1 pseudogene is annotated in these 270 nt (G+C 67.0%); it reads left to right on the plus strand.

The window, feature by feature from the left end:
• Positions 1-193: pseudogene (locus SB847_RS21100) on the plus strand (PLP-dependent aminotransferase family protein); the annotation flags it as partial.
• Between the last annotated feature and the right edge of the window lie 77 nt (positions 194-270).

The raw sequence follows: 270 nt of genomic DNA on the forward strand, positions 1-270 counted from the left end.
TGTGGTGAACGGGTCGCAGCAAGGTCTCGACCTGTGCGTGCGGTTGCTGCTCAATCCCGGGGAGCCGGCGGTCATCGAGAGCCCGTGCTATGCGGCGGCGCGCGACGTGCTCCTGGCGATGGGAGCCCAACTGATCCCTCGGGCGGTGGATCTGGAAGGCATGCGCACGGAGCGGCTTCCGCCCGTTTTTTAATGCTACGGCGCCCCCCGAGATCTACACCCACGATTCGCGCTCCGGAGTGCTGCTCACGTGGCGCAACCTGCGCCAGC

The organism is Bacillus sp. SIMBA_026 (genome assembly GCF_046535335.1).
GTDB classification, from domain to species: domain Bacteria; phylum Bacillota; class Bacilli; order Bacillales; family Bacillaceae; genus Bacillus; species Bacillus velezensis.